This is a genomic window from Acinetobacter sp. GWC1_38_13 (assembly GCF_001767535.1).
Classification (GTDB): Bacteria; Pseudomonadota; Gammaproteobacteria; order Pseudomonadales; family Moraxellaceae; genus Acinetobacter; species Acinetobacter junii.
The window spans coordinates 1-9,268 of record NZ_MELG01000087.1 but is presented as its reverse complement, the minus strand read 5'-3'; the positions used below and the strand labels follow the sequence as shown (position 1 = coordinate 9,268).

General features: G+C 41.4%; 8 protein-coding genes. 6 read left to right on the top strand and 2 right to left on the bottom strand.

Annotation, left to right across the window (positions count from 1 at the left end):
* Both pgi and galE read left to right on the top strand, forming a co-directional pair.
* Positions 1–1,368 (top strand): glucose-6-phosphate isomerase (gene pgi, locus A2003_RS09190; RefSeq protein WP_286687205.1); only part of this gene is annotated, 1,368 nt, incomplete at its 5' end.
* Positions 1,361–2,377: a UDP-glucose 4-epimerase GalE gene (gene galE, locus A2003_RS09185; protein ID WP_286687204.1), complete on the top strand. Its 1,017-nt coding sequence runs from the start codon at positions 1,361–1,363 to the stop codon at positions 2,375–2,377. The genes pgi and galE, both read left to right, overlap by 8 nt.
* Before the next feature lie 53 nt (positions 2,378–2,430).
* Here the strand turns inward: galE and A2003_RS09180 are convergent, their stop codons facing one another.
* Entirely contained in the window at positions 2,431–3,801 is a 1,371-nt protein-coding gene (locus A2003_RS09180; protein ID WP_286687206.1) for a phosphohexomutase domain-containing protein, read from the bottom strand.
* A gap of 203 nt (positions 3,802–4,004) precedes the next feature.
* Entirely contained in the window at positions 4,005–5,210 is a 1,206-nt protein-coding gene (locus A2003_RS09175; protein ID WP_286687203.1) for an amino acid aminotransferase, read from the bottom strand.
* A 709-nt stretch (positions 5,211–5,919) separates the two neighbouring features.
* On the opposite strand from A2003_RS09175, the gene A2003_RS09170 reads away from it, so the two are divergent.
* The 4 genes from A2003_RS09170 to A2003_RS09155 form a co-directional block, all read left to right on the top strand.
* The gene (locus A2003_RS09170) at positions 5,920–6,630 is read left to right on the top strand and encodes a GntR family transcriptional regulator (RefSeq protein WP_004956801.1); all 711 of its coding nucleotides are present in this window, start codon (positions 5,920–5,922) and stop codon (positions 6,628–6,630) included.
* Positions 6,623–7,504, top strand: a complete 882-nt coding sequence (gene prpB / locus A2003_RS09165; protein WP_004907224.1) for a methylisocitrate lyase — start codon at positions 6,623–6,625, stop codon at positions 7,502–7,504. Before A2003_RS09170 ends, prpB begins: the two co-directional genes overlap by 8 nt.
* A gap of 96 nt (positions 7,505–7,600) precedes the next feature.
* Positions 7,601–8,758 carry a bifunctional 2-methylcitrate synthase/citrate synthase gene (gene prpC, locus A2003_RS09160; RefSeq protein WP_004966984.1) on the top strand — a complete coding sequence of 386 codons (1,158 nt, stop codon included), beginning with the start codon at positions 7,601–7,603 and terminating at the stop codon, positions 8,756–8,758.
* On the top strand, positions 8,758–9,268 hold a 511-nt coding region (locus A2003_RS09155), incomplete at its 3' end, for an aconitase family protein (protein ID WP_286687202.1). The genes prpC and A2003_RS09155, both read left to right, overlap by 1 nt.

Here is a 9,268-nt window from a genome sequence, read left to right as displayed (position 1 = left end):
TGGGCATTGCGGCTGCCAAAGGATTCTAGTTTTCAACCTGAAATTACTGAACAAGTACATGTGCAACTTGATCGCATGTATGCCTTAGTAGAAAAGATTCATAGCGGTCAATATCGTGGCGCTACTGGTGAGGTAATTCAAGATGTCGTGAATATTGGTGTTGGCGGTTCAGATTTGGGTCCACTAATGGTGACTCACGCGCTGTCTGATTTTAAAGTGCCAACTGCAAAACCTTTAGCTGTCCACTTTGTCTCTACAATGGATGGTAGCCAGTTATCTGAGCTTTTGCATCAATTGCGACCTGAAACAACGCTATTTATTATTTCATCGAAGTCTTTTAGCACAATTGATACCCTTTCTAACGCACAAACCGTACGTCAATGGCTTGAAAAGGCGTTAGGTTACAATGACAAAATTCTCAAGAACCATTTTATTGGAGTTTCAACTAAACCTGAGAAAATGACGGAATGGGGAATAGCAGCTGATAAACAATTGTTACTGTGGGATTGGGTTGGTGGTCGTTATTCTCTATGGTCTTGTATTGGGTTACCGATCGCATTAACGATTGGAATTCAGGGTTTTAAACAACTTTTAGCAGGGGCTCATGCGATAGATCAGCATTTCCAAACCACATCATTTGAAGTGAATATCCCTGTTCTGATGGGTTTGTTAGGTGCGTGGAATAATAATTTTCTCGATATCCAAACACATGCTGTTTTGCCATATGATGGTCGGCTTAAATATTTTGCTGCCTATTTACAACAGCTTGAAATGGAGTCTAATGGTAAATCTATTCAACGGGATGGAGAAAAGGTTAGCTTAGCTACTTGCCCAATTGTATGGGGTGAAGTTGGACCCAATGCGCAGCACGCGTTCTATCAATTACTTCACCAAGGAACGCATAAAGTCAGTTGTGATTTTATCGCACCTGTAAAACGTTATAATTCAAATCAATTTACTTATGCTGAAAATGCGGATGCCTTGATAGAACAGCATCATTTGGCATTATCGAATTGTTTAGCCCAATCACGCCTGTTGGCTTTTGGGAACCAAGCACTTTCACAAGATGAGTTAAATGAATTACCAAGATATAAACAATATGAAGGTAATCAACCAAGTTCAACCATTTTGTTAAAAGAGCTTAATCCATATAGTTTAGGGATGTTGATCGCAATGTATGAGCATAAGGTGTTCGTACAATCCGTCTTATGGAATATCAATCCTTTTGATCAATGGGGGGTTGAGAAGGGGAAGGAAATTGCTAATCAACTATTGCCAATTTTAAATCATGAGATCGATGATATTTCAACATTTGATGCTTCAACGCAGGGTTTACTCCGAATAATACTAGGAAAGATGAATGGCTAAAATATTAGTAACAGGTGGAGCAGGCTATATTGGTTCACACACTTGTGTAGAGTTACTGAATGTGGGTCACGATGTTATTGTTTTTGATAATTTGTCGAATAGCTCTGAAGAATCTCTAAGACGTGTGCAAAAGTTGGCGAATAGATCTTTAGTTTTTGTTCAAGGTGACATTCGTGATGCAAATGCTTTAGATCAGCTTTTTAAAAATCATGAGATTGAGGCGGTGATTCATTTTGCGGGTTTGAAAGCCGTTGGGGAAAGTCAGGAAAAGCCATTAATTTATTTTGACAATAATATTGCAGGTAGTATTCAGCTTGTAAAAGCTATGGAAAAAGCAGGTATATATACTCTCGTATTTAGTTCATCTGCAACAGTTTATGATGAGGTCAATATATCCCCTTTGAATGAGAATATGCCTACAGGAATGCCTAGCAATAATTACGGCTATACGAAGCTTATCGTTGAGCAATTATTACAAAAATTATCCTTAGCTAATCCGAAGTGGTCAATCGCATTACTTCGTTACTTTAATCCTGTTGGTGCACATAAAAGTGGTCAGATTGGCGAAGACCCACAAGGTATTCCAAATAATTTAATGCCGTACGTCACTCAGGTTGCTGTAGGGCGTCGTGAGAAGTTATCAATTTATGGTAATGATTATGATACAGTCGATGGTACTGGTGTTCGAGACTATATCCATGTCGTGGATTTGGCAAATGCCCATCTGTGCGCCCTAAATAATCGCCTGTCTAAACATGGCTGTCGTGTTTGGAATATTGGGACAGGTAATGGTTGTTCTGTTTTAGAAGTTAAAGATACTTTTGAGAAAGTAAATGGTGTGTCAGTTGCTTATGAGTTTGCACCACGGCGTTCAGGTGATGTTGCAATATCATTTGCTGATAATACACGGGCAATTACGGAGCTTGGTTGGCAACCGCAATATACTTTGGAAGATATGCTCGCTGATAGTTGGCACTGGCAAAAGAAAAATCCAAATGGATATCAATAATTATCGTTTTGTAGAAACAGGGAGCAATAGCTCCCTATTTCTTAACTCTTCGCTTATCCTTGAATCAAATCTGTCAATTCATCCACATAATTTTGCATAGGCTGCGGATTTTTATCAGCACGACTTTCAATATTTAAGCGTAGTAATGGTTCTGTATTCGATGCGCGGACATTCAAACGCCATGCACTAAAATCAAGGCTAACACCATCGGTACGGTCTACTAATGGATTTTGGTCTGCATAATGATCAAAAATCTTTTGAACCGTTGCTTGCGTGTCTGCTACTTTAAAATTGATTTCGCCGCTACAAGGGAATTTGGCAATCATATTTTCAACGAGTGTCGAGAGTGATTGTTCTGTTTCTGAGAGTAGAGCAATGGTGAGTAACCAAGGAATCATACCGCTATCACAATAAGCAAAGTCACGGAAATAATGATGTGCACTCATTTCCCCACCGTAAACAGCATTATGTTCACGCATCACATCTTTAATAAAAGCATGTCCAGATTTTGATTGAACTGCGATCCCTTGGTATTGCTCTACGATATCAAAGGTATTCCAAACTAGACGTGGGTCATGCACAATTTTTTCGCCAGATTGTTTGATCAAGAAAGCCTGTGCCAATAAGCCAACAATGTAGTAGCCTTCAATGAATTGACCTTTCTCATCGAATAGGAAGCAACGGTCAAAGTCACCATCCCATGCAATACCCATGTCTGCATTGTGCGTAAGCACAGCATCACGGGTACTGTCTCGGTTTTCAATTAAGATCGGATTCGGAATTCCATTAGGGAAAGTTCCATCGGCTTCATGATGAATTTTAATAAATTCAACTGGAATATTCAGTTGCTGGAATTTCTGTTCAATCGCATCAATGACATGGCCTGCTGCACCATTACCTGCATTTACCACCAGCTTGAGTGGTTTAATTTTCTGAGGATCGATGTAGGTTAATAAGTGATCGACAAACTCTGGCAGAATATTATAGTTTTCAGTTGTACCTTTTTGCTCAACTTCGGTAAAAGTACCTGATTCAGCGAGTGCTTGGATGTCTTTTAATCCCGTATCAGCACTGATTGGGCGTGCATTTTCACGTACCAATTTCATGCCGTTATAATCCATTGGATTATGGCTCGCCGTAACTTCAATGCCACCTTGTACATCAAGATGGAAAGCGCCGAAATAAACTTCTTCAGTACCCGTCATGCCTAAATCTAGAACATTGACACCTGCATCATTAAGACCACGAATGGTTGCTTGCTTTAAGCCTTCACTACTCAGACGGATGTCACAACCAATCACCACTTTTTTAGGTTGATAGATTTGTCCGTATGCACGACCAATTTTATAGGCGATTTCTTCATTGAGTTCAGTGCCTAGTTTTCCGCGAATATCGTAGGCTTTAAAGCAGGTCAGTTGAGTCATATTTAAAGGTGCTGTTTGTTGTTTATTCATGTGTTGCAGTATACAAAGACTGAGCTAGATTGAACATTGAATGATACAGATTTAATCGAAAGTCTTCTTTTGAGGTAGGTGGCCAGTTCTAGGTTCTATTGTGCTTAGTCGATAAAATAAAAAAGGTTGTTTCACGTGAAACAACCTTTTTTTGTTTGAAAATCAGTCTTTAATTAAGCTGATTTTGCTAGCACTTCAGCCATTGCTTTTGCAACTTTATAAATATTATTCATATTTAAACCTGCAACGCAGATACGACCACTACGTACAAGGTAAATTGCATATTCTTCACGTAAGGTGTCGACTTGCTCGCCCGTTAAACCTGTGTAGCTGAACATACCTTTTTGATTGACAAGATAGCTAAAGTCACGGTCAGGGAGTACTTTGGTCAGTTCGTCTTTGAGGATGCTACGCATTTTGATAATACGCTCACGCATCTCTTTCACTTCGCCTTGCCATTGTTGATTCAGATCAGCATCATTGAGCACCTGATCAACCAACCATGCACCCGTTGTTGGTGGGCTAGAGTAGTTGCGGCGTACGGTTGCCTTTAATTGACCGAATGTGCATTGAGCCGCTTCAGCATCGTCACAGACAAAGGTTAGGCCGCCCACACGCTCACCATAAAGTGAGAAGATTTTAGAGAACGAGTTGCTGACGATGAAGTTTAAACCAGCTTGGTCTAAAGCACGAATCGCATAAGCATCTTGCTGCATGCTATCGCCAAAGCCTTGATAAGCGATATCAAGGAATGGAATCAAGTTACGCTCTTTTAATACCGCAATTACTTGATCCCACTGTGCTGGATTTAGATCCGCACCTGTCGGGTTGTGGCAGCAAGGGTGTAACAATACAATGCTTTGCTCTGGCAAAGTTTTTAATGTCGACAACATACCATCAAAATCAACGCCACGTGTTTCCGCATCGAAATATGGATAGTAGTTGCTCTTGATGCCAGCACCATTGAAGATCGCAACATGGTTATCCCACGTTGGTTGGCTCACCCAAACTTCTGAATTTGGGAAATAAGTTTTTAAGAAATCTGCACCGACTTTTAATGCACCTGAACCACCAAGCGTTTGGATGGTAGCAACACGACCTTGTTGAATAGCAGGGCTATTTTCACCAAATAAAAGTGCTTGAATCGCTTCACGGTAAGGTTTAAAACCTTCCATTGGAAGATAAAGTTTGGTTTGCGTATTTTTAGGTGCAATACGTTTTTGCGCTTCAATAATGGTATCAAGCTGAGGAACGATACTGTCTTCGTTATAGTACAAACCAATACTTAGATTAACCTTTTCAGCGCGAGAATCAGCATTAAACTGTTCCATTAAAGAGAGAATCGGGTCGCCTGCATAAGGTGGGATATGTTGAAACATTAACAATGTCCTTTTATTCAACAAGGTGCATGGATGTGTCTTGCGGAGCATGACTCCAGATGCCCAATAATGTACCAATAAAGCGCCTATGAAGCACGCTGTTATTTACATTTCTAGTGTAGGGTCTGTTGACATTTCACAGATGCTTGCGACAGAGGGCATTTTTTAGACGGTACAAGGCATGTTTAGCGAAATTTAGTTATTCTAAATGAGCGAAACATAACATAGTAACGGCAAAAATGTTCCTGTCCCGCAGGGTTATGGCTAAAACCTCCCTAAACTGCGTTATGAAACTTGACAAGGGAAGGCCATTGCCTGCGTTTCATGCCTTGTTTATGTTGTTTTAGCCGATAACGCAATGCATGGCTGAAATATCAACAGACCCTATTATTTACTTACAAAAATTTGTAGCAAAGCACTCGATTATAAAGATTGTCTACAATCAAGCTGTCATACCATAGTCGTAGCATAAGCAATATCAATGAGTCCAAAGATATACAAAATTGAGCGTAGATTAATTGTAATAAAATCATAAACATTTGTTTTATTTATACTTATTATGGTTTTTATGACGGTTTTGAATGATTCTAATCAGAATGGATAGAATGTCTGACTGACTGCACAGGTCTCTTTTATTGTCGACAATCCTATTGCATTATTTCTATTATCCCGTTATAAAATCATCAAAACTGTAGAGATTGTCGACAATATGCAAGATACCCTTGTTCCTCAAGCCATCAGCACGAGTCAGAGTATTACTCTGACGGAACACGTATTTAAGCAAATTCAATCGGCGATTGTATTAGGACAAATTCCTGCGGGCAGTAAAATTTCTGAACCTGAGTTAGCGCGTATTTACGGGATTAGTCGTGGTCCATTGCGCGAGGCGATTCATCGTCTCGAAGGGCAGCGATTGGTAGAGCGTACGGCACATGTTGGTGCGCGAGTTGTTTCTCTTTCTCTACAACAATTTAAAGAACTTTACCAAATTCGTGCTTCACTTGAAGGCTTAGCTTGTAAGCTGGCTGCACAGCATATTGATAAAAAACAAATCTTAGCATTGCGTGATGTGTTGCGAATGCATGCTGAAGATGAAAATTTTAAAGCAGGTAAGGGTTATTACCTACAAGAAGGTCAAGACGATTTCCATTACTGCATTATCAAAAGCAGTGGCAATAAAACCTTAGAAAAAATGTTATGTGATGAGCTGTATCACCTCATCCGTATGTATCGAATTCAATTTTCAAACACCCCAAATCGACCGAGCAAAGCTTGGGACGAACATATCCGCATTTTAGATGCGATCGCAGAAGGTGACGGTGAACTTGCCGAAATGCTAATGCACCGTCACATCAATGCATCTTACAAAATTGTTGAGCAAACATTGCTGCAAACCCAAGGAGAACATCAACATGGCTAAATCTGCTGGTCAGCTATTCCGCGACGCGGTCGCAAATGAAAAACCATTACAAGTGGTGGGTGCGATCAACGCCAATCATGCATTGTTAGCAAAACGTGCAGGCTATAAAGCAATTTATTTGTCAGGTGGTGGTGTTGCCGCAGGTTCGTTAGGTTTACCTGATTTAGGGATTAGTAACCTTGATGATGTATTGACGGATGTACGCCGTATTACGGATGTCTGTGATCTCCCATTATTGGTTGATGTGGATACCGGTTTTGGTGCTTCAGCATTCAACATTGCACGTACTACTAAATCAATGATTAAGTTCGGTGCAGCAGCGATGCACATCGAAGACCAAGTGGGTGCAAAGCGTTGTGGACACCGTCCAAACAAAGCAATCGTGACCCAACAAGAAATGGTGGATCGTATTAAAGCTGCGGTTGATGCGCGTACTGATGAAAACTTTGTGATCATGGCGCGTACTGATGCACTTGCAGTTGAAGGTTTACAAGCAGCAATTGACCGTGCAGGTGCTTACATTGAAGCAGGTGCGGATATGTTATTCCCTGAAGCGATCACTGAACTGGCAATGTATAAGCAATTTGCTGATCTGACCAAAGTTCCAGTATTAGCGAACATTACTGAATTTGGTTCTACACCATTATTCACGACTGAAGAATTGGCTTCTGCGGATGTGAGCATTGCGTTGTACCCACTTTCAGCATTCCGTGCGATGAATAAAGCAGCGGAAAATGTGTATGTGACTTTGCGTCAAGAAGGCACACAGAAGAACGTTGTTGACACCATGCAAACCCGTCAAGAATTGTATGAACGCATTAACTACCATGCGTTTGAACAATACCTAGATGGAACTTTTGCGAAGAATAAATAAGTCAAACAATCTCCCCTACGCCCTCTTTGGAAAGAGGGATTTAGGGAGATTAAGAACTTTATAAGTTACCCCAAAGATATAAAAAAGGACAATCTTATGAGCAGTAATGAAACTCCAACAGGCTTCAAGCCAAAAAAATCAGTTGCGTTAAGTGGTCAAGTTGCAGGTAACACAGCACTTTGTACAGTGGGTCGTAGTGGTAATGACTTGCACTATCGTGGTTATGACATTCTTGACCTTGCAGTGGGTAGCGAATTTGAAGAAGTTGCGCACTTGCTTGTACATGGCAAACTGCCAAACAAAGCTGAGTTGAAAGCCTATAAAGCAAAACTGAAAGCACTTCGTGGCTTACCAGCCGCATTGAAAACTGCACTTGAGCAGTTACCACCATCTGCACACCCAATGGACGTGATGCGTACAGGTGTATCAGTTTTAGGTTGTTTAACGCCTGAACATGAAGACCACAATGAAGCAGGTGCAAAAGACATCGCTGATAAATTGATGGCAAGCTTGGGTTCAATGTTGTTGTATTGGTACCACTTCAGCAACAACGGTCGTCGTATCGAAGTTGAAACGAATGATGACTCAATCGCTGCGCATTTCCTCCATTTACTTCATGGCGAAGCGCCATCTGAAGAATGGATTCAAGCCATGCATACCTCTTTGATTCTGTATGCAGAGCATGAATTCAACGCTTCTACATTTACTTCACGTGTTGTTGCAGGTACAGGTTCAGACATGTATTCAGCAATTACAGGCGGTATTGGTGCGCTACGTGGTCCAAAACACGGTGGTGCGAACGAAGTTGCATTTGTGATTCAACAACGTTATGACAACGCTGACGAAGCAGAAGCAGACATCCGTAGCCGCGTAGAGAAAAAAGAAGTGATCATCGGTTTTGGTCACCCTGTTTATACCATCTCTGATCCACGTAACGAAGTGATCAAGAAAGTGGCGCGTGACCTTGCTGAAGCGCAAGAGAACACCAAAATGTACCTCATTGCTGAACGTTTAGAAGCAGTGATGAAAGAAGTGAAGAACATGTTCCCGAACCTCGACTGGTTCAGCGCGGTGAGCTATCACTTAATGGGTGTTCCAACAGCAATGTTCACGCCATTATTCGTGATTGCACGTACAGCGGGTTGGTCTGCACACGTGATTGAACAACGTCAAGACGGCAAGATCATTCGTCCAAGCGCGAACTATACTGGCCCTGAAAACTTAGAATTTAAACCATTGGCGGAGCGTGGTTAATGTCAAATCAATACCGTAAACCGCTGCCAGATCAGAATGGCAATACCCAGCTCGAATACTATGACGTGCGCCAAGCCGTTGAAGACATTCAGCCAGGCGCATATGAAACTTTGCCATACACCTCGAAAGTGTTGGCAGAACAGCTTGTGCGTAAAGCTGATGCAGAAAATTTAACTGCCTATTTAACGCAATTGATCGAACGCCGTCAGGACTTGGATTTTCCTTGGTATCCTGCGCGCGTGGTCTGTCATGACATTTTGGGTCAAACGGCACTCGTCGACCTTGCGGGCTTGCGTGATGCGATTGCTGAAAAAGGTGGTGATCCATCTAAAGTCAATCCAGTGGTGCCAACTCAGTTGATCGTGGATCACTCTTTGGCGGTTGAATATGGCGGCTTTGATCCTGACGCGTTTGAAAAAAACCGTGCAGTAGAAGATCGTCGTAACGAAGACCGTTTCCACTTTATCGAGTGGACGAAAACCGCATTTAAAAATGTCGACGTAATCCCTG

Excerpts from the sequence above, each read along its gene's own strand:
- A2003_RS09170 (WP_004956801.1), top strand. The coding sequence starts at position 5,920 with ATGCAAGATACCCTTGTTCCTCAAGCCATCAGCACGAGTCAGAGTATT.
- galE (WP_286687204.1), top strand. The coding sequence starts at position 1,361 with ATGGCTAAAATATTAGTAACAGGTGGAGCAGGCTATATTGGTTCACAC.
- prpB (WP_004907224.1), top strand. The coding sequence starts at position 6,623 with ATGGCTAAATCTGCTGGTCAGCTATTCCGCGACGCGGTCGCAAATGAA.
- A2003_RS09180 (WP_286687206.1), bottom strand. The coding sequence starts at position 3,801 with ATGACTCAACTGACCTGCTTTAAAGCCTACGATATTCGCGGAAAACTA.
- A2003_RS09175 (WP_286687203.1), bottom strand. The coding sequence starts at position 5,210 with ATGTTTCAACATATCCCACCTTATGCAGGCGACCCGATTCTCTCTTTA.
- prpC (WP_004966984.1), top strand. The coding sequence starts at position 7,601 with ATGAGCAGTAATGAAACTCCAACAGGCTTCAAGCCAAAAAAATCAGTT.